At 45.6% G+C, this 17,240-nt stretch carries 23 protein-coding genes; 19 read left to right on the plus strand and 4 right to left on the minus strand.

What is annotated here, in order from left to right:
• The first annotated feature begins 42 nt into the window (after window positions 1–42).
• Window positions 43–567: a hypothetical protein gene (locus tag QZ076_RS07915; protein WP_293712146.1), complete on the plus strand. Its 525-nt coding sequence runs from the start codon at window positions 43–45 to the stop codon at window positions 565–567.
• A 117-nt stretch (window positions 568–684) separates the two neighbouring features.
• Here QZ076_RS07915 and QZ076_RS07920 read toward each other — a convergent pair whose 3' ends face one another.
• From QZ076_RS07920 to QZ076_RS07935, 4 genes are read right to left on the minus strand one after another with little or no spacing between them, the layout of a single operon-like run.
• Complete coding sequence (locus QZ076_RS07920; protein ID WP_293712149.1) at window positions 685–957, minus strand: hypothetical protein; 273 nt, start codon at window positions 955–957, stop codon at window positions 685–687.
• Window positions 954–1,268 carry a hypothetical protein gene (locus tag QZ076_RS07925; RefSeq protein WP_293712152.1) on the minus strand — a complete coding sequence of 105 codons (315 nt, stop codon included), beginning with the start codon at window positions 1,266–1,268 and terminating at the stop codon, window positions 954–956. Before QZ076_RS07925 ends, QZ076_RS07920 begins: the two co-directional genes overlap by 4 nt.
• A gap of 13 nt (window positions 1,269–1,281) precedes the next feature.
• Window positions 1,282–1,761 (minus strand): glucosaminidase domain-containing protein, encoded by a 480-nt coding sequence (locus QZ076_RS07930; RefSeq protein ID WP_293712155.1) that lies wholly within the window; start codon window positions 1,759–1,761, stop codon window positions 1,282–1,284.
• Window positions 1,762–1,767: 6 nt separating this feature from the next.
• Window positions 1,768–2,226, minus strand: coding sequence for an HU family DNA-binding protein (locus QZ076_RS07935; protein WP_293712157.1), 459 nt, complete (start codon window positions 2,224–2,226; stop codon window positions 1,768–1,770).
• Window positions 2,227–2,607: 381 nt separating this feature from the next.
• On the opposite strand from QZ076_RS07935, the gene QZ076_RS07940 reads away from it, so the two are divergent.
• The 18 genes from QZ076_RS07940 (at window position 2,608) to rlmB (ending at window position 17,240) form a co-directional block, all read left to right on the plus strand.
• Window positions 2,608–3,030, plus strand: a complete 423-nt coding sequence (locus QZ076_RS07940; protein ID WP_293712159.1) for a hypothetical protein — start codon at window positions 2,608–2,610, stop codon at window positions 3,028–3,030.
• 311 nt (window positions 3,031–3,341) lie between these two features.
• Window positions 3,342–3,848: a winged helix-turn-helix domain-containing protein gene (locus tag QZ076_RS07945; RefSeq protein ID WP_293712162.1), complete on the plus strand. Its 507-nt coding sequence runs from the start codon at window positions 3,342–3,344 to the stop codon at window positions 3,846–3,848.
• The gene (locus tag QZ076_RS07950; RefSeq protein ID WP_293712165.1) at window positions 3,832–5,205 is read left to right on the plus strand and encodes a DnaB-like helicase C-terminal domain-containing protein; all 1,374 of its coding nucleotides are present in this window, start codon (window positions 3,832–3,834) and stop codon (window positions 5,203–5,205) included. The genes QZ076_RS07945 and QZ076_RS07950 overlap by 17 nt, the downstream gene beginning before the upstream one ends.
• The gene (locus tag QZ076_RS07955; protein ID WP_293712168.1) at window positions 5,202–6,377 is read left to right on the plus strand and encodes a CHC2 zinc finger domain-containing protein; all 1,176 of its coding nucleotides are present in this window, start codon (window positions 5,202–5,204) and stop codon (window positions 6,375–6,377) included. The genes QZ076_RS07950 and QZ076_RS07955 overlap by 4 nt, the downstream gene beginning before the upstream one ends.
• Window positions 6,374–6,583 carry a DUF4248 domain-containing protein gene (locus tag QZ076_RS07960; RefSeq protein WP_293712171.1) on the plus strand — a complete coding sequence of 70 codons (210 nt, stop codon included), beginning with the start codon at window positions 6,374–6,376 and terminating at the stop codon, window positions 6,581–6,583. Before QZ076_RS07955 ends, QZ076_RS07960 begins: the two co-directional genes overlap by 4 nt.
• A gap of 351 nt (window positions 6,584–6,934) precedes the next feature.
• Complete coding sequence (rpmB, locus tag QZ076_RS07965; RefSeq protein WP_005638129.1) at window positions 6,935–7,174, plus strand: 50S ribosomal protein L28; 240 nt, start codon at window positions 6,935–6,937, stop codon at window positions 7,172–7,174.
• An 18-nt stretch (window positions 7,175–7,192) separates the two neighbouring features.
• Window positions 7,193–7,381 (plus strand): 50S ribosomal protein L33, encoded by a 189-nt coding sequence (gene rpmG, locus QZ076_RS07970; RefSeq protein ID WP_007657199.1) that lies wholly within the window; start codon window positions 7,193–7,195, stop codon window positions 7,379–7,381.
• Between the two features lie 16 nt (window positions 7,382–7,397).
• Window positions 7,398–7,550, plus strand: a complete 153-nt coding sequence (locus tag QZ076_RS07975) for a DUF4295 domain-containing protein (RefSeq protein ID WP_081693391.1) — start codon at window positions 7,398–7,400, stop codon at window positions 7,548–7,550.
• A gap of 194 nt (window positions 7,551–7,744) precedes the next feature.
• On the plus strand, window positions 7,745–8,869 hold the full coding sequence (dnaN, locus tag QZ076_RS07980) for a DNA polymerase III subunit beta (protein ID WP_129733466.1): 1,125 nt from the start codon (window positions 7,745–7,747) through the stop codon (window positions 8,867–8,869).
• 10 nt (window positions 8,870–8,879) lie between these two features.
• The gene (locus QZ076_RS07985) at window positions 8,880–9,650 is read left to right on the plus strand and encodes a 3'-5' exonuclease (protein WP_293712178.1); all 771 of its coding nucleotides are present in this window, start codon (window positions 8,880–8,882) and stop codon (window positions 9,648–9,650) included.
• 5 nt (window positions 9,651–9,655) lie between these two features.
• Window positions 9,656–10,807, plus strand: coding sequence for an iron-containing alcohol dehydrogenase (locus tag QZ076_RS07990; RefSeq protein WP_293712181.1), 1,152 nt, complete (start codon window positions 9,656–9,658; stop codon window positions 10,805–10,807).
• 113 nt (window positions 10,808–10,920) lie between these two features.
• Entirely contained in the window at window positions 10,921–12,123 is a 1,203-nt protein-coding gene (coaBC, locus tag QZ076_RS07995; RefSeq protein ID WP_293712222.1) for a bifunctional phosphopantothenoylcysteine decarboxylase/phosphopantothenate--cysteine ligase CoaBC, read from the plus strand.
• Window positions 12,120–13,022 (plus strand): DUF4835 family protein, encoded by a 903-nt coding sequence (locus tag QZ076_RS08000; RefSeq protein ID WP_293712184.1) that lies wholly within the window; start codon window positions 12,120–12,122, stop codon window positions 13,020–13,022. The genes coaBC and QZ076_RS08000 overlap by 4 nt, the downstream gene beginning before the upstream one ends.
• 9 nt (window positions 13,023–13,031) lie before the next feature.
• A complete protein-coding gene (gene recN, locus QZ076_RS08005; RefSeq protein WP_293712187.1) occupies window positions 13,032–14,696 on the plus strand; it encodes a DNA repair protein RecN in 1,665 nt (554 codons plus the stop codon).
• Between the two features lie 68 nt (window positions 14,697–14,764).
• Window positions 14,765–15,538: a hypothetical protein gene (locus QZ076_RS08010; protein WP_293712190.1), complete on the plus strand. Its 774-nt coding sequence runs from the start codon at window positions 14,765–14,767 to the stop codon at window positions 15,536–15,538.
• A gap of 58 nt (window positions 15,539–15,596) precedes the next feature.
• A complete protein-coding gene (locus QZ076_RS08015) occupies window positions 15,597–15,944 on the plus strand; it encodes a DUF1622 domain-containing protein (RefSeq protein ID WP_293712193.1) in 348 nt (115 codons plus the stop codon).
• A gap of 62 nt (window positions 15,945–16,006) precedes the next feature.
• Window positions 16,007–16,432 (plus strand): hypothetical protein, encoded by a 426-nt coding sequence (locus tag QZ076_RS08020; protein ID WP_293712196.1) that lies wholly within the window; start codon window positions 16,007–16,009, stop codon window positions 16,430–16,432.
• A gap of 55 nt (window positions 16,433–16,487) precedes the next feature.
• Complete coding sequence (gene rlmB, locus QZ076_RS08025; protein WP_293712199.1) at window positions 16,488–17,240, plus strand: 23S rRNA (guanosine(2251)-2'-O)-methyltransferase RlmB; 753 nt, start codon at window positions 16,488–16,490, stop codon at window positions 17,238–17,240.

The following is a 17,240-nucleotide window of genomic DNA, read 5'->3' on the forward strand; positions in this document are numbered from 1 at the left end:
CGATTCATCGCCTCTCATATATCTAACATAAAATTAGTTTATATGAGAAATAGAATTTATATTTTAGCAGCTTGTTTTATATCTTTTATCTTCACTGCTTGTCAAAATGAAGACAATGATATAAAATTACCGACAGGAGAACTGTTTGTTGTAAAAACAACTGATATCAGCAAAGCTCCTGTGGATAAAATAGATATGATATTTTCGGTTGAAGACATTAAATCATTCAATACAAGTACGGGAGAAATAATTTTCAAGAATTTAACTGCAAAAGAAATAGAAAAACGTATAAACGGCTATGATTCATCACTGACATATTTCATAGGAGATATGAAGTTGTTTAATTCCGTATTTATTGTGCCTGAATGGTCTAGTGCTGTATATAATGACTTATCACTTGTTATTGTTGATTCCAAATGTTATATATTCAACGGATATCCGTCTCTTGATATCATCGAATATAAAAAAGAAGAGTATAGACAGCTACGTGAAGAAAATATTCAGAAAAACAAAAAATCTTGGGATATTTTTATTAAATATCTTGGAAATAAAGGAATAGCTAATTAATATCTTTACGAAAGCCAGGTGGTATGTATTCTGATTTTTGTAATGAGAAGCAATGATGGTAAGTAAATAAAGTCTGTTATCCCCTCCGTATCAAAGAAGATAACAGACTTTTAGCGATTAAATATTCATCCCTGTATCTCCCCATCCCTCTTCCGGGAAATACTCGTCGACGATAACGAAGAACAGGTGGTATTTACATAAGATATGGCGGATCCAGCGTTCGCTGACCAGGAGTTTCTGGCTGATCAGGGAGATGTCGCGGGCGGTGATACCGGAAGTGTCCATACTGTCGAAATGTTTCCGGTAAACTTTCAATAAGCAGTCATAGATGGCATATCCGGCCGCTTTGTTGCGGAGGATCATGCTGTGGTAGTTTTCTTTGTTGCTCATGCGGTAAATAATTTGTACAGACCGCCGATCAGTCCCGCAGCCATCAGGCTGTAACCGGCTAGGTCTATGGGTTCGACTTGTTGTTTTGTTCCCCAGTCGCCCTGCCGGAGAGCGAGAGTATCGCTCCGATCGCTGTCAGGGTCACTTCCGTCTGCTCCATCAGGAGAGACAGCAGGGTGATCGCCATCAGGAAGAGGACGAGGGTAGGGATGGGGACAGGGGCAACCATCGGCTGCCGGTCTTTGCTTGCGGGGAAAAATGATCCGGGCAAGGCCGGTGAGAAAGCTGAGAATTGTTTCAAGGATTTTCATGATTGATTAAAAATTAATGATTGAATAATGATTGTGATAAAAGGAGCTTTTCAACAAACCCACTGATCGACACCAACATCCTTCTGTAGGCGGCACGGTTGTCGCCGTTTACTTCGCTGATGTATTTGCTGTAAGCGATCTCTTTGGCGAAGGCCGAAGGAGAGTGGCTGACAGAGGCGGCTACCGGGTAAGCGGTATGGATCAGACGGGCATAGTCCATGAAGCTGTCTTCCGGGGTTTCGTATTTGCGGAACCAGAGGGAAGGGATACCACCGTTCTCGGAAAGGTCGGTCTTCGGGCCTTTCCAGAAAGCGTTGGGACGGCCGAAAGCTGTGATACCGAAAAAGTTGTTATGCTCCTTCGCCAGTGTACTTTCGCCCCAGCCGGTTTCGATGGCCGACTGTGCCAGGATAACGACGGGATTGATCCCGAAACATTCTCCCGCCTTCCGGGCGGGAGAATGATACTGTTTGATGAATTCTTCTTTTTGCATAATTTACTATTCTATTACCGGACGATCGTCTTCACTGCCACTGCCGCCTCCCGGGGTGTTGCTGTCGCTGCCGGGAACGACATATTTCTCAAAACTGGCATTACGGATGGTGTCTGTCAGCATCGTGCCGGGATAGAAAACGATATGGGCACGGTTGAACATAGAGGTATTGAAATCCTTTTCCGTAGAGGCTCCCTTGCTACCGGCAACCATACGGAAACTACCGAAATCACCCAGATGGATCGATTCGCCGTCGGCCAGCGATTCATTCATGACGGACAACAGGCCGTCGAGTACCAGCAGAACGTCGCCACGGCTGGCGGTACTATATTTGCTGATACGGTTGCAAATGCGGTTCAAATCCACTTTCTTTGTGATGCTGGTTTGTGCATAGTAAAGTTCGGCGCCTTCGGCCGCATCTTTGCTCATGTCTTTTCTTTTGATTAGTCGGAACTTTAATGGCATAATCTGGAAATTAATAATGAATAATTGTTGGCTATCGATAACATTACAAAGGTAAGTCAGGCTGAAAACGACCTGCCGGTTAGAAGCAGATAGTGACAGGTAGAAGAGGATAAAGACAGTTGTTTTTGGAGAAAAAAGAGATAAATATAAAGGGTAAAACAGGCGTGTTTAACAAGAGAAACATATATGTTTTGCAAACGAAATATATATGTTTCGAAGAAAGAGGATATAGGGTATTTCACAACTTAATTGCCGGATTTGCAATGTAAAATATCGGTAAAATGAATAATTTAATTAGTGATTTAAATATAGCAAAGATGATTCGTCTTTTAAAAAAAGATCAGGGCAATAGCAGGGGCACATTTGTTGCTCAAACCTTTGATGGAGTGGCTGGATAAACAGCCGGATAAGGAGCGTGATATAATGTTGATGACCTGGTTTCTGGGAGAACCGGAGATCAGAGAGTTGAAAACATGGAATCATCTGGGAACAATTTTCCGGAATGAGAATCGTGCAGTGATCCTGAAATATTGTGGTTTCGATACCGGACGCTGGCCGGTCGAACGTATCCGGGTGGAGGATCCGGAACTGTTTATCGCTTATATGTCGGCCATGTCGCGTAGCAAGATTCTGGGGGATTGTACTTATGAGGAGCTGGCCGATTATATCGACCTGGTGTTTGTCACCGGTTACGAGGTTAGTACGATCAGTAACAAGCTGAAGGTGGCAGACGATGTTTTTTATGACCTTTGCGGAGCCGTCAAGAAGACAAAAAAGGACATTGAGAATAAGAGAAACGCATAAATAATTAATAATAATCAGTAAATCAGGTGGTTGAGTTGTGAAAATGCCTTTGATTCAGTTTTTTTATTTAGAAAAGTAAATGATAATTTTGCTCTTGACGTCAGGGAGTGGGTTTCGTTTACAAAAAAAGCGGAAAATGGCCTGTTATAAATTCTATATAAGAAGATACCTTCTAACTATATTATAAGAGAGGCTGTCCGGTTTGTATAAAGTCTGTTTAGAAGTGGCTTGTAGATGTTGATATACAAAGTTAGCCGTAAATAAAACCCGTTCAACGGAGCGTATAATTATTTACTTAATAAAAACGCCTTATGGATGAAAGGGTAGAATGCAAATTGGAGAACCTCGGAAAATCATTTGTTAAGATGCCTCGAAAGCTACTTTCCCTCGCTTTCGGAAGCGAAAAGAAATCCCGTCTCTTCGGGAGAGTGTACATCGCATTGGTTTCCTTGTGTTATTTTAAGGATGGGACGGTGAAGCTGGGTAAGAACTATTACACCTGCCACCGGGGGGAATATCTGGGTACTTACAGAGAGTTGGCCGATCGTGCCGACATTAGTTTAGGATCGGTGGGGTATTACCTGAAAGAATTGTCGCAAGCCGGACTGATCGAGTATGGACCGATAGCCGGAGGAACGCGGGTCAAGATCTGCAATTACGATTATTTCTCGGGATTCTTTGTGAAAGAAGAGAGTGCAACGGATGAAGCTCAGGTTGCCGCACGAGCTATGGCTGCGGCCGAAAAAGCAATGGGGGGACGAAGCATGCAGAATCCTTCGGCCGAAGGAAAGGAGGATGCGTATGGAAACGGATGTTGACGAAAGGAAAGAACTGTCGCTGTCGGAGGTGGAGAGCACGTTGGTGTGCTGTCTGCTGACCAGCGTGGATGCTCCCGGCCTGGTGTCGGCGCTGTTGAACAGGCAGATGTTTGCCGATGCTTCGCTGGGGTTCGTTTTCCAGGCGGTGATGAACCTCTACGAAAAGGGGGTGCAGCCCGATATGGTATCCGTAGAAGTGGAGATGCGGCGGATGGACGAGGCGCGGTGGAAAGAACTGGGCGGACTGTCGTTCGTGTTGACTGCCATGCTGAATGTGCGTCATGCCGGAAATGTGATGCTTTATGCCGTGGAGGTGAAACGCCAGTATCTGTTGCGTTGCCTGGCACAGTTGTTCGCTATGCTGAATGTCAAGAGTTGTCGTTTCGAGGCCGAGCCGGAGCAGCTGATCGCCGAGGCGGAAGAGTCGCTGGTCGAACTGCGTCAGGAGGCGGCGTCGAGCGAACCGATGCGTTCGGTAGCAGAACTGTCGGTCGAAGCGCTGGAATGGCACCGTGAACGGTTGACCGGAACCTACGACCGCAACCGGGTGTTGAGCGGGATCACCGAGTTCGACTATGTCACCGGAGGTTTCCATAAAGGAGAATTGTCCGTATTGGCAGGGCATTCGAGCGACGGTAAAACTGCCGTGGCCCTGCACATGGCTGTCCAGGCGGCACGGGCCGGAAAGCATGTCTGTCTGTTTAGCCTGGAGATGTCGAACCTGCAAATGCTGAACCGTATCCTGGCCGGTATAACGGATGTCGATCCCGATCACCTGCGTATTTCCGGACTGACGGTACACGAGCTGGATACACTGGAAAAGGCCGGCCGTAAACTGGAACATTTGCCGCTCTATATCGACTATAAAGCCTGCAATACGTTGTCGGACATCCGTTCGAAAGCGTTGCTGAAAAGCAAGAAAGGGGAGTGCGACTTCATCATTCTCGATTACTTGCATCTGCTGAGCAGTATCCGTCAGAAGAACGATACCCAGGAACAGGTGGTGGGACGCAATATCACCCAGCTGAAACAACTGGCCCTGGATGCCGATTGCCCGGTTCTTGTCGTTTCGCAGGTAAACCGTGCCAGCGACCAGCGTGCCGACAAAGCGCATATCCCGGTGATGAGCGATTTGCGCGACTCGGGAACCATCGAACAGGTGGCCGACTGTGTGTTTTTCGTTTACCGTCCAGAACGTTACGGTATCGTCAAAGACGAACGCAGCGGCGAAAGCCTGGCAGGAGTAGGCAAACTCTATATCGTGAAGAACAGGAACGGCGCGGTGGGAATAGCCCGTTTCCGTTATAACAGTTCCTATACGAAAATTACGGATTACTTAAAACCGGCAACAAAATGAATCGACAAGAAATAAACCATATAAAAGACGCTGTCCGCATCGAAGAGGTGGCCGGACGGTATATCCGGTTGTCGCGTCGCGGCAAGTTATTCACTGGGCTTTGTCCGTTCCACGACGATCATCATCCGTCGCTGACGGTCGACCCGCAGAAGCAGACCTTTGCCTGTTATGCCTGCGGGGAACATGGGGATGTTATCAAGCTGGTGATGGGAGTGGAGAAATGCTCGTTTGCGGAGGCGTTGAAAATAGTGTCGCTGGGAGTACACTTCGAGCCTTCCCGCCCGACGGTTCCGAAATATCCGGAGGCAGCAACTCTTCCACCGGATAAAGTGAAAGGAGCGTGTGAGATCCCTTCCGAGAGCAACGACCGGTTTCTCCGTAGCTTGTTGCCTTATGCTTGCGGCAACTCCGGGCTCACTCCTTCTTACCTGGATTTCGAGGTTGGCGTTTCGCCCGGACTGGTGCCGAAAGAGTGGTATGCCATGCGCAACCGCATCATTTTCCCGATCCGTGACGAAGAGGGTAGGTTGATCGGTTTCGCAGCCCGGAAGCAGTCGGACGATCCCGGCGAAGCGAAATATATCAATACCGCAGAAGCGAGAGGGTATAAGAAAAGTGAAAACCTGTATGCGCTTCACCAGGCAAAGAGAGCGATCGTAGCGACCGGTTTTGTCTTTCTGGTAGAAGGGTATAAGGATGCGATTACGATGCATGCCGCGGGATTCACTAATACGGTGGCGCTTTGTGGGACGGCTTTGTGCCCGGGGCATATTGCTTTGCTGAAGAAGTACGTTTCGCAAGCGGTCATCTTGCTGGATGGCGATGTGGCAGGGCGAAAAGCGGCTGCAATGGCTGTCGAATCCCTTCGCCGGGAAGGTGTCCTGGCGGTCGGTGGCAACCTTCCCGACGGGGAGGATCCGGACTCGTTGTTCCGGCTACTGGGAAAAGAGGCGTTTGTCGCCCGGATCGATAGGATGCGGAAGCAATTGTTTTCGCCCGAGGAAACGGCGTTGTTCTGCCGGATCGACGGTCTGGTACGGGGGCTATTGGAGAGGAAGGATACCGGGAAAAGAAAGGAGTTGTTGCGACAACTGGAGGTTATGGTTGCCCACCGGGCCGGCCTTTCCCTGCGTGAAGGGCGTCCGGCAACAATGGATTGGAGGTGGCTATGAAAAAGGTAAATAAGAAACGCGGCTTCGAATGGACGGAGGATGAGGAGGAGCAATGGAAAAACCGTAGTTTCAGTTGGCTGGAGCTGGGGCTTCTCTACAGCCCTATGCTCACCCCTGCTGCCGCTTCGCGTCGCCTGAAGTCCTGGGTATTGGCAAACGCCACCTTGATCGCTCTCCTGAATGAAGCAGGCTGGCATCGCCGGTAGCGCATCATGACCCCCAGACAGGTAAGCTGTATTGTCGAAGTGCTGGGGAAACCTTGATAATGTGCCAATGTGTCAATGTGTCAATGTGCCAATGGGGATAGCAATTGATTCAATTATTTCTATAACCGAAATACAACAAACAAATAACAATATGTATGAGTTTTTTGAATAAGAGAAATTATTTGTTTGAGATTTGTATGGAATAATAAAAAATATTTTTTACCTTTGCGCCCTGTAAAGAGAGAAACTCTATTAGAATCTTCGTTCTGATCATGATGCTAGTTCGGAAAGGGAAGACAGATAGCAGGAGTTGTAATTAATTTATTGCGTTAATAAAAAAAGAAGATAGCAATGTCTAAAATTTGTCAAATTACCGGAAAGAAAGCAATGGTTGGCAACAACGTTTCTCACTCTAAGAGAAGAACGAAACGTAAGTTTGATGTTAACCTGTTTACTAAAAAGTTCTACTGGGTAGAACAGGATTGTTGGGTTAGCCTGAATATTTCAGCCGCAGGCTTGCGTACTATCAATAAGCTGGGCTTAGATGCAGCAATTAAGAAGGCAGCTGAAAAAGGTTATTTAAACGCTTAATTTGGAGGGAAGAAAGAAATGGCAAAGAAAGCAAAAGGTAACAGAGTTCAGGTAATCATGGAATGTACTGAACATAAAGAAAGTGGTATGCCGGGTACATCCAGATACATCACTACAAAGAATAGAAAAAATACAACTCAGAGATTGGAGCTGATGAAATACAATCCGATCCTGAAGAAGATGACTTTACACAAAGAAATTAAGTAATAGGAGATTTTAAACGATGGCAAAAAAAGCAGTTGCAACATTTAAGAAAGGTGACGGTCGTACTTACTCAAAAGTAATTAAGATGGTTAAGTCTCCGAAAACTGGTGCTTACATCTTCCAGGAAGAAATGGTTCCAAACGAAATGGTAAAAGATTATTTCGCGAAATAATTTTTAGCTATATAAAATACGAAAAGAGGCTCTCCCGAAAGGAGAGCCTCTTTTTTGTTCTTTTCTTTAAGGATAAAAGAACGCATATAATAATGCTCCAAATCAAATATTTTTTTACTTTTGTATGGGCGTTTACGACGCATCGCAAATAATATGTACAATAATAAAATTAATAATATAAACAATTAAGAACCATGAGATTTGATGTATCCAGCACTGCGCTGTTATCCCGTTTGCAGTCTATCAGCAAAGTTATTGCGTCTAAGAACTCTTTACCGATCCTCGACAGCTTTCTGTTCGATCTGGATGGTAATAAACTGACTATAACAGCTTCGGATGCTGAAACACGTCTGGTTACTTCTGTTGAGGTGATGAATTCAAAAGGTACCGGGCTTTTCGCTGTTTCTGCTAAGATACTGCTCGATCCTTTGAAAGAATTACCGGAGCAACCGCTTACTTTTGATATCAACGATGAGAACCTGGAGATCTTTATCCATTTCCAGAACGGAAAGTACAATTTCATCGGGCAGAAAGGGGATACCTATCCGCAACAGAAGCCGCTGAATGACAATGCGATCGCAATTACTGTCGAATCGCAGATGTTGCTCAACGGTATCAGCCGCTCTTTGTTTGCGACAGCCGACGACGAGCTTCGTCCGGTGATGAACGGTGTTTATTTCGACATCCATACGGATGATCTGACTTTTGTCGCTTCAGACGGACATAAACTGGTTCGTTTACGTAACCTGTCGGTGAAATCGCCTGAAAGAGCATCTTTCATCCTGCCGAAGAAACCGGCTAACCTATTGAAGAATGTACTGGCTAAAGGTTCTGAAATGGTAAGTATCAAGTTTGATGACAATAATGCTTATGTGAATTGTACGAACTTTGAAATGGTTTGCCGCTTGATTGAAGGCCGTTATCCGAACTATAACAGTGTAATTCCGCAGGAAAACCCGTTTAAGGTAACGATTGACCGTGTTTCTTTCCTGAATGCCCTGAAACGTGTATCTGTTTTCTCTAATCCGGCAAGCAGCCTGGTTAAGTTGCAGCTAAAGGAAAGTGAAATGGTTGTTTCAGCCCAGGATATCGATTTCTCGACTTCTGCGGAAGAAAAGATAGTATGCCAGTTTGACGGAACAGAACTGAACATCGGTTTCAAGGCCACTTACCTGATTGAAATATTGAGTAACATTAATTCGGAAGAAGTGATTCTGGAGTTGGCTGATCCCTCACGTGCCGGTTTGATCGTTCCTGCTGAAAACGAAGAGAACGAAGACCTGCTGATGCTTCTCATGCCGATGATGTTGAATGACTAACAAATAAAAAATGCAATTAAACTTAAAGAACCCGATAGTCTTCTTCGACCTGGAGACTACGGGTATAAATATAGTAAAAGACCGTATCGTTGAAATCTCCTTTGTAAAGGTTCACCCTAACGGCAAGGAAGAGACGAAGACGAGAAGGATCAATCCGGAAATGCCCATTCCACCGGAATCGACCGCTATCCACGGCATTACGGACGAAGATGTAAAAGACTGCCCTACCTTTAAAGAAATAGCTAAGTCGCTGGCTGCACAGATCGAAGGCTGCGACCTGGCGGGATATAACTCCAACCGGTTCGATATTCCTCTGCTGGCAGAAGAATTCCTTCGGGCAGGTGTGGATATCGATCTGAATAAACGCAAATTTGTCGATGTGCAGACCATTTTTCATAAAATGGAACAACGTACGTTGTCGGCTGCCTATAAGTTCTATTGTGACAAGAGCCTGGAAAATGCCCATACGGCGGAAGCAGACACCATGGCAACTTATGAGATCCTGAAAGCGCAGTTGGATCGTTATTCAGATTTGCAGAACGATATCGATTTTCTCTCTAAATATTCCAGCTTCACGAACAATGTGGACTTTGCAGGCCGTATGATTTATAATGAGGATGGAAAAGAGGTGATCAATTTCGGTAAATACAAAGGAAAACTGGTGGAAGAGGTACTGAAAACAGATCCCGGCTATTATTCCTGGATCATGAACGGTGATTTCCCGCTGAACACTAAAAAGATCCTTACTGAAATCAAATTGAGAGGTTTTAATTCGAAATAACAGCAATGAATAACTTTGAGTTTGCCAATCCTGTAAAGGTTGTCTTCGGGAAAGGCTCGATTGCACGTTTATCCGCTTTGATCCCTGCCGGAAGCAAGGTAATGATGGTCTATGGAGGCGGAAGTATAAAGAAGAACGGTATCTATGACCAGGTGACGGATGCATTGAAAGGCTTTGAGGTAAGGGAATTTCCGGGTATCGAAGCAAATCCGCACTATGAAACCTGTATGAAAGCGGTAGAGATCGTAAAAGAGAAAAATATTGACTTTCTGCTGGCCGTAGGCGGTGGTTCGGTGATCGATGCTACCAAATTTATCGCGGCCGCTTATTATTACGAAGGAGAGCCCTGGGATATTCTTTCGAAAGGTGGAGTGATAAAACAGGCATTGCCATTGGGTGCTGTCTTGACTTTATCGGCTACCGGTTCGGAAATGAACGAACGTTCTGTCATCTCACGCGTCGAGACTCGCGAGAAACTGAATTTTGCCAGTCCGTTGGTCTTCCCGAAATTCGCTATTCTCGATCCGGAAGTAACTTATTCATTACCTGCCAGACAAGTAGCAAATGGCGTTGTGGACTCATTTATCCATGTCGTTGAACAATATCTGACCTATCCCGTTAATGCAAAAGTACAGGATGCTTTCTCTGAAGGCCTGATGAAGGTGATCTATGAAGAAGGCATGAAAGTGCTGGATCATCCGAACGATTATGATATCCGTGCTAATCTGATGTGGGCTGCCACCAATGCGTTGAATGTATGGATCGGACAAGGAGTGCCTCAGGACTGGTCGTCCCACCGGATGGGATATGCTCTGACTGCCCAGTTCGGTTTGGATCATGCACAGACATTGGCTATCCTATTGCCGGGAGTTATGACTTATATGTTCAAGGAAAAACAGGTAAAGCTGGCACGTATGGGTGAAGTGGTTTTCGGTATCACCGGAGGAACAGAGGAGGAACGCGCCCGTAAAACGATTGCTGCCTGTGAAGATTTCTTCCGTCATATGGGATTGAAAACCCGTTTGGGTGAATGCGGCATTAAGGAAAGCGATCTGGACGCATTGGCTGCCCCGGTAGATAAGCAGGGCTGGCATTTGGGTGAACATCATAATATTGACAGTAAGGTAACACGCGACATACTGATGCTGCGTTTATAAATAAAAAGATACATCCGGGAGGAAAATAAATTTCATTCGGAAGAAAATCAGATTTCATCCGAATGAAATTAAAATCCCTTTCGGATGAGTGTTTATTTGAACTAATAATAATGATGCTGAGAGGTAAACATATCATACTGGGAATTACAGGAAGTATAGCTGCTTATAAGGCTGCTTATATTATCCGTGCCCTGGTTAAGAAAGGAGCCGAAGTGCAGGTTGTAATTACCCCTGCCGGGAAAGAGTTTATTACACCGATAACACTTTCTGCTTTAAGCAGTAAGCCAGTTATCAGTGAGTTCTTCTCTAACCGCGACGGTTCGTGGAACAGTCATGTCGATCTGGGATTATGGGCTGACGCCATGTTGGTGGCTCCGGCTACGGCTTCTACAATCGGCAAGATGGCAAACGGTATTGCAGATAATATGCTGATCACGACTTATCTGTCATGTAAAGCCCCGGTATTTGTGGCTCCGGCCATGGATCTGGATATGTTTGCCCATCCTTCCACCCAGCAGAATCTGGATCGTCTCCGTTCGTTCGGAAACCATATCATCGAGCCTGCCGAAGGCGAGTTGGCCAGTCATCTGGTCGGCAAGGGAAGGATGGAGGAACCGGATAAAATAATCGCTGTCCTGGAAGAGTTTTTCGCTTCCCAAACGGTACTTGAAAAAAAAAAGATTGTAATAACAGCCGGTCCGACGTACGAAAAGATTGATCCCGTACGTTTTATAGGTAACTATTCTTCCGGAAAGATGGGATTTGCATTGGCGGAAGCCTGTGCGGCACAAGGAGCGGAGGTTACATTGATAGCCGGTCCGGTATCGTTGGCAACCGTTCATCCGAATATACACCGGATCGATGTGGAATCTGCCGATGAGATGTACAAAGCGGCTATAGCTGCTTATCCGGAGGCTGATGCCGGTATCCTATGTGCTGCTGTGGCCGATTATCGTCCGGAGGTACAGGCTGACGAAAAGATCAAACGGGAAAGTAAAGGTGACATCACGCTTCACCTCGTGCCTAACAAGGACATTGCCGCTTCTTTAGGGGCAATCAAAAGGGAGGGACAGGTGTTGGTCGGTTTTGCATTGGAGACGAACAATGAAGCTACCAATGCGGAAAGCAAGTTGAAGCGGAAAAACCTCGATTTCATCGTGTTGAATTCACTTCGTGATGCAGGTGCCGGTTTCCGTTGCGATACCAATAAGATTTCCATTATCGACAACAAGGGAGAATCGACCAGCTATCCACTGAAAAGTAAACAGGGGGTGGCGACTGATATCGTAAACAAGTTGGCAACTTTATTGAAATGAAAATGATTAAGAGACTGTTATTCCTGTTCCTGCTGGGGACTATACCTTTTACCGGTGAAGCGCAAGAGTTGAACGCCCAGGTCAAAATCAACAGAGATAAGATCCAGGGTACCATGACGGTGTTCGAGACACTGGAAAAAGCGTTGACCGAGTTCATCAACAACCGGAAATGGACGGATGCCACCTTTGCTGTCAACGAACGGATCGACTGTACTTTTAATATTATCATCAACGAAAAGCCCTCTGATAATAGCTTCAAAGCTGAAATACAGGTTCAGGCACGTCGTCCGGTATATAACTCCAGTTATACCACCACCTTGCTGAACTATCGTGACACCCAGCTCGATTTCGATTATACGGAGTACGAACCGTTCGAATATACGGAAAACTCTCTGAGCAGTAACCTGACGGCTACGCTCGTATTCTATATTTATACCATTCTGGGACTCGATTTCGACAGCTTTGCACCCAAAGGAGGCAATCCTTTCTATCAGCAGGCACAACAGATCGTAACCCTGGCGCAGGCACAGATGTCGTGGAACGGCTGGAAGGCTTTCGATAGCGACCGCAACCGCCATGCTCTTGCTACTGCCCTGACGGATAACACCTCAGAGGCTTTCCGTGATATGTGGTACAACTATCACCGTAAAGGTCTCGATGAAATGGCGGCAAATGCCGATCGTGGCCGTACAACGATCATCTCTCTGCTGCCGGTTATGGAGGAGTTGAAGAAAACCCGGCCTAACTCTGTCCTGTTGCAGATGTTTGCCGATTCTAAACTGGATGAAATAGTAGCTATCTACTCAAAAGCGACTACAACGGAGAAACAGGAAGGATATAAGATGCTCTCCAATCTCTATCCGGCAATGACTACGCGCTTGGAGGCACTTAAAAAATAAAAATGAACTATGCTGAAATCTTTATTTATACAGAATTTTGTCTTAATAGATAGTCTGGATATTCAGTTCGATAACGGCTTTTCGGTGATAACCGGTGAAACGGGAGCCGGAAAGTCTATTATTTTAGGAGCCTTGTCATTGGTGCTGGGCCAGCGTGCAGACGGTAAGAGCATTAAAAACGGTTCCGACAAATGTGTGATCGAGGCAACCTTCGATGTATCCAAGTATCAGTTGGAAGAGTTTTTCCATACGAATGACCTGGAGTATGATCCGGAGATCTGTATCCTTCGCCGGGAATTGTTCGCTTCCGGTAAATCGCGTGCTTTTGTAAACGACTCGCCCGTCTCTCTGAATGTAATGAAGGAGTTAGGCAGCCGTTTGATCGATATCCACTCACAACATCAGAACTTATTACTGGGCGACAATCGTTTTCAATTGAAAGTGATCGATGTAATGGCAGAAAATGAAATCCTGTTGATCTTGTATCGTAAAGAGTACCAGCGTTACCAGTCGTTGAAAAGAGAGCTGCGGGAAGTGACGGAGAAGGCCGGCCAGAACCGCCAGGAAGAAGATTATATCCGTTTCCAGCTGGAGCAACTGACCGAAGCCCGTTTGGTTGCCGGTGAACAGGAAGAGTTGGAGCAGGAGTTGGAAACGTTGTCGCATGCCGAAGATATCAAAGGTTCATTATATAAGATAACCGAGTTGCTGAATGGTGAGGAACAGGGGAGTGTCCGTTTGATAAAAGAGGCGCTTTCTACTGCCGACTCGTTGGAGCGTTATTATCCCAAAGCGAAAGAGATTGCCGAACGTCTGCGGTCTGCCTATATCGACCTGAACGACCTGGCTTCCGAAACCGATGTCCTGAAGGAGGATGTGGAATTCAGTCCCGAACGCCTGGATTGGGTGAACGAACGTCTGAATACGCTTTACACGTTGGAGCAGAAACATCGTGTTTCGACTGTGGAAGAGTTGATTGCCATACAAGATAAATATACGGAACAACTACGTGATATCGACTCGTTCGACGAACAGATCGACGCCATAAAGGGACAGTTGGATATCTCTCATCAGGAACTGCTTCAGCAGGCTGCCGTACTGAGCGAACAGCGTAAGATCGCTTCCCGTGCAATCGCTTCGCAATTAGTAGAGATGGTTCTTCCGTTGGGGATGCCGAATGTGCGGTTTGCCGTCGATTTTGTTTCCCGTCCTGAGCCTGAAAGCGATGGAATGGACGATATCCGTTTTCTCTTCTCTGCCAATAAGAGCGGAGAACTGCAACCGGTGGCACAAACGGCTTCCGGCGGTGAAATATCCCGGCTGATGTTATGCATAAAGGCAATGATTGCCGGTTTTACTGCTCTTCCTGCAATTATTTTTGATGAAGTGGATACAGGAGTTTCCGGGGATATTGCCGATAAAATGGGGGATATTATGCAGGATCTGGGTGCGAAAATGCAGGTAATCACTATCACGCACTTGCCGCAGATCGCAGCGAAAGGTAAAGAGCATTTCTTTGTTTATAAGGAAGATACGACGGAACGTACGATTACCCGTATCAGGAAACTGAACAAAGAAGAGCGTATAAAGGAAGTGGCCCGTATGTTGAGCGGCGCCTCCCTGACAGGGGCTTCGATTGCCAATGCGAAAGAGTTGTTGAAGGTGAAACGTTGATTTTACCTGTTAAACCATTTCATCCGGAATTGGTCATAGTAGTAATTACTAACTAAAAACTAAAAGTCATGAAACGGATTAGCTTTATATGTTTGTTGATTTTATTGTGTAGTTTGCCGGGACGAGCTCAGTTTTGGATCAGTTTTGGTTGGAATGAACCACATTGCCAGAGCTGTCTTTGGATGGAGCAGGCAATGCGTCTGAATGGACGGCAAGCAGCTGATTATCATAGTATTGTTCATAAATATGGTCAGAAGATAGAGAAAGAGGCCCGTAAACATTATCGTTACTGGGATCAGTCGGCTAAGAAGATATTTAATCTGCGTATGGAGCGCGACCGTAAGTTGCAGCGCGTCCTTTCCCCTTCACAGTTCCGCCTGTATGTCCGCTACGTTCGCGAACGTCCTCAACGTATCCACGATTACCAGGGATGGTATAATAATCCTAATTATCCGGATTACCGTCCGTCACATGTTTGCTGGCGTTATGAAGATCATTACTGGCATAATGAATGGGTATACAATAATGGACGATGGAATGGACGTTTTGATGACGGTAAATGGTATCCGGGTAAATACGATAGCCCCGGTCATCGCAACCAGCGTCCTGACCGCCCTAACCATAACAACGATCAATGGCGTCCGGATAAGAATAACCGCCCCGACCATAATCAGCATTACGACAGACCTTCCCGGCCTAAGAACGACCGGTATAGTAAGGATAAGCCCGACAACAGGAAAGATCGTGATAAAGGCCGGAAAGACAAAGATCGTAAGGAAAAGGATAAAAAAGATAGCAAACGACAGGAAAGCAAGCGCTCCGAAGTGTATCGCAGAACTTGAAATCCGGTAACAGAACTTTCATCGACATGAGTTTGTTCCAATAATAAAGAATAAACTCATGTTTACACATTTTCTGAATCTTCTCGCAACGATAATCAGTGTGGTAAGTTTGCTGATCGTTACTTACGGGGCATTGGTTGCTTTTATCGCTTTCATCGTGAATGAACTGAAGCGGTTTACCGGACAGTACTCGCCGGTCAATATCCGCCGGCTTCGGGCTGAGTTAGGTACTTATTTGTTATTGGGATTGGAGCTGCTGATTGCCTCCGATATCCTTAAAACCGTCTTGGAGCCCAGTCTCGATGAACTGGCTATCCTTGGCGGTATTGTTGTTTTAAGGACTGTCCTTTCCGTCTTCCTCAATAAGGAGATCAAGGAATTAGATAGTGAAAAGAACGCTTCATAGTCAGTCGGAATTAGGATATATCGTTAAAAATCGTACTTTTGTATGGCAGTAAAAGCAGACGGATGTTCAGAGTCAATAAGCAAATATTATTATTTATAGCCGGTTGTGTATGGATCATAGCCGGGGCAAATATTCTGCGTATCGGAATTCTAACGTGGATGCACGATGCCCATTACATGGTGCTTAAGGTGGGAGAAGCTGTCGTTGTCTTTTTGTTGTTTCTTAATTTTGTATTTCTGCGTTTATTCAGGAAGCATAGTAAACGCATTGCCCAAAAAGGAGAGAAAAATTGTCCTTTCTCTTTTTTTGATGTAAAAGGTTGGATTGTGATGATTTTTATGATCACCTTAGGTGTAGGAATCCGTCATTCCCGCATATTGCCCGACTCTTTTATTTCTGTTTTTTATACCGGCCTCTCCTCCGCACTCATCATAACCGGTATATTATTTCTTATTCAAAGCGTGAAGGAAGGGCGAAACAGAAAATAATGTTTGTATATTTGTATCCGCATTCAATTAAAAGAATACAGTTAATATATATCTGATGAAAGAGAACGAAATGGTATTCGGCATACGTGCCGTGATAGAGGCTATCCAGGCCGATAAGGAAATAGATAAAATTCTTGTAAAGCGTGAGCTGCAGGGCGACCTTTCCCGCGAACTGTTTGAAGTGTTGAAAGGACGTGAGATTCCAGTTCAACGGGTACCGGCAGAACGTTTGGATCGCTTGACCCGGAAGAATCATCAGGGAGTGATCGCTTTTATTCCGGCTGTGACTTATCAACGTCTGGAAGATATCATACCGTTCGTTTATGAGCAAGGGAAAAGCCCTTTCATCGTACTTCTGGATGGAATTACCGATGTCCGTAATTTCGGTGCGATAGCCCGTACCTGCGAGTGTGCAGGAGTCGACGCCATTGTAATTCCTGCAAAAGGAAGCGTTACGGTCAATGCCGATGCTATCAAGACTTCAGCCGGAGCTTTGCATGTATTACCCGTTTGTAAAGAGAAGAGCATTTCGGAAGCGATCCGTTTCCTGCAGGCAAGCGGAGTGAAAGTATATGCTGCCAGTGAGAAAGCATACGAGAACTATACGGCTATCAAATATGAGGGTCCCGTTGCTATCGTAATGGGAGCGGAAGATACAGGTGTTTCGATGGATAACCTGCGTATCTGCGACAGTATGGTGAAGATCCCTCAGTTCGGTACGATCGGTTCGTTGAACGTATCGGTAGCAAGTTCCATTCTTGTTTACGAAGTGGTACGTCAGCGTATGAATGAAGAACAAAACAACTAA

Origin of the sequence: uncultured Parabacteroides sp. (assembly GCF_905196875.1) — a bacterium.
Taxonomy (GTDB): domain Bacteria; phylum Bacteroidota; class Bacteroidia; order Bacteroidales; family Tannerellaceae; genus Parabacteroides.

What these genes read in the sequence shown, in the direction of transcription:
- rlmB (WP_293712199.1), top strand. Translation starts at nt 16,488, where the DNA reads ATGAAAGAGAACGAAATGGTATTCGGCATACGTGCCGTGATAGAGGCT.
- QZ076_RS07940 (WP_293712159.1), top strand. Translation starts at nt 2,608, where the DNA reads ATGGAGTGGCTGGATAAACAGCCGGATAAGGAGCGTGATATAATGTTG.
- QZ076_RS07960 (WP_293712171.1), top strand. Translation starts at nt 6,374, where the DNA reads ATGAAAAAGGTAAATAAGAAACGCGGCTTCGAATGGACGGAGGATGAG.
- QZ076_RS07945 (WP_293712162.1), top strand. Translation starts at nt 3,342, where the DNA reads ATGGATGAAAGGGTAGAATGCAAATTGGAGAACCTCGGAAAATCATTT.
- QZ076_RS08000 (WP_293712184.1), top strand. Translation starts at nt 12,120, where the DNA reads ATGAAAATGATTAAGAGACTGTTATTCCTGTTCCTGCTGGGGACTATA.
- QZ076_RS07955 (WP_293712168.1), top strand. Translation starts at nt 5,202, where the DNA reads ATGAATCGACAAGAAATAAACCATATAAAAGACGCTGTCCGCATCGAA.
- QZ076_RS07950 (WP_293712165.1), top strand. Translation starts at nt 3,832, where the DNA reads ATGGAAACGGATGTTGACGAAAGGAAAGAACTGTCGCTGTCGGAGGTG.
- rpmB (WP_005638129.1), top strand. Translation starts at nt 6,935, where the DNA reads ATGTCTAAAATTTGTCAAATTACCGGAAAGAAAGCAATGGTTGGCAAC.
- QZ076_RS07920 (WP_293712149.1), bottom strand. Translation starts at nt 957, where the DNA reads ATGAGCAACAAAGAAAACTACCACAGCATGATCCTCCGCAACAAAGCG.
- QZ076_RS08015 (WP_293712193.1), top strand. Translation starts at nt 15,597, where the DNA reads ATGTTTACACATTTTCTGAATCTTCTCGCAACGATAATCAGTGTGGTA.
- QZ076_RS07925 (WP_293712152.1), bottom strand. Translation starts at nt 1,268, where the DNA reads ATGAAAATCCTTGAAACAATTCTCAGCTTTCTCACCGGCCTTGCCCGG.
- QZ076_RS08020 (WP_293712196.1), top strand. Translation starts at nt 16,007, where the DNA reads ATGTTCAGAGTCAATAAGCAAATATTATTATTTATAGCCGGTTGTGTA.
- QZ076_RS08010 (WP_293712190.1), top strand. Translation starts at nt 14,765, where the DNA reads ATGAAACGGATTAGCTTTATATGTTTGTTGATTTTATTGTGTAGTTTG.
- QZ076_RS07915 (WP_293712146.1), top strand. Translation starts at nt 43, where the DNA reads ATGAGAAATAGAATTTATATTTTAGCAGCTTGTTTTATATCTTTTATC.
- QZ076_RS07975 (WP_081693391.1), top strand. Translation starts at nt 7,398, where the DNA reads ATGGCAAAAAAAGCAGTTGCAACATTTAAGAAAGGTGACGGTCGTACT.
- QZ076_RS07990 (WP_293712181.1), top strand. Translation starts at nt 9,656, where the DNA reads ATGAATAACTTTGAGTTTGCCAATCCTGTAAAGGTTGTCTTCGGGAAA.
- QZ076_RS07930 (WP_293712155.1), bottom strand. Translation starts at nt 1,761, where the DNA reads ATGCAAAAAGAAGAATTCATCAAACAGTATCATTCTCCCGCCCGGAAG.
- rpmG (WP_007657199.1), top strand. Translation starts at nt 7,193, where the DNA reads ATGGCAAAGAAAGCAAAAGGTAACAGAGTTCAGGTAATCATGGAATGT.
- dnaN (WP_129733466.1), top strand. Translation starts at nt 7,745, where the DNA reads ATGAGATTTGATGTATCCAGCACTGCGCTGTTATCCCGTTTGCAGTCT.
- QZ076_RS07935 (WP_293712157.1), bottom strand. Translation starts at nt 2,226, where the DNA reads ATGCCATTAAAGTTCCGACTAATCAAAAGAAAAGACATGAGCAAAGAT.
- QZ076_RS07985 (WP_293712178.1), top strand. Translation starts at nt 8,880, where the DNA reads ATGCAATTAAACTTAAAGAACCCGATAGTCTTCTTCGACCTGGAGACT.
- recN (WP_293712187.1), top strand. Translation starts at nt 13,032, where the DNA reads ATGCTGAAATCTTTATTTATACAGAATTTTGTCTTAATAGATAGTCTG.
- coaBC (WP_293712222.1), top strand. Translation starts at nt 10,921, where the DNA reads ATGCTGAGAGGTAAACATATCATACTGGGAATTACAGGAAGTATAGCT.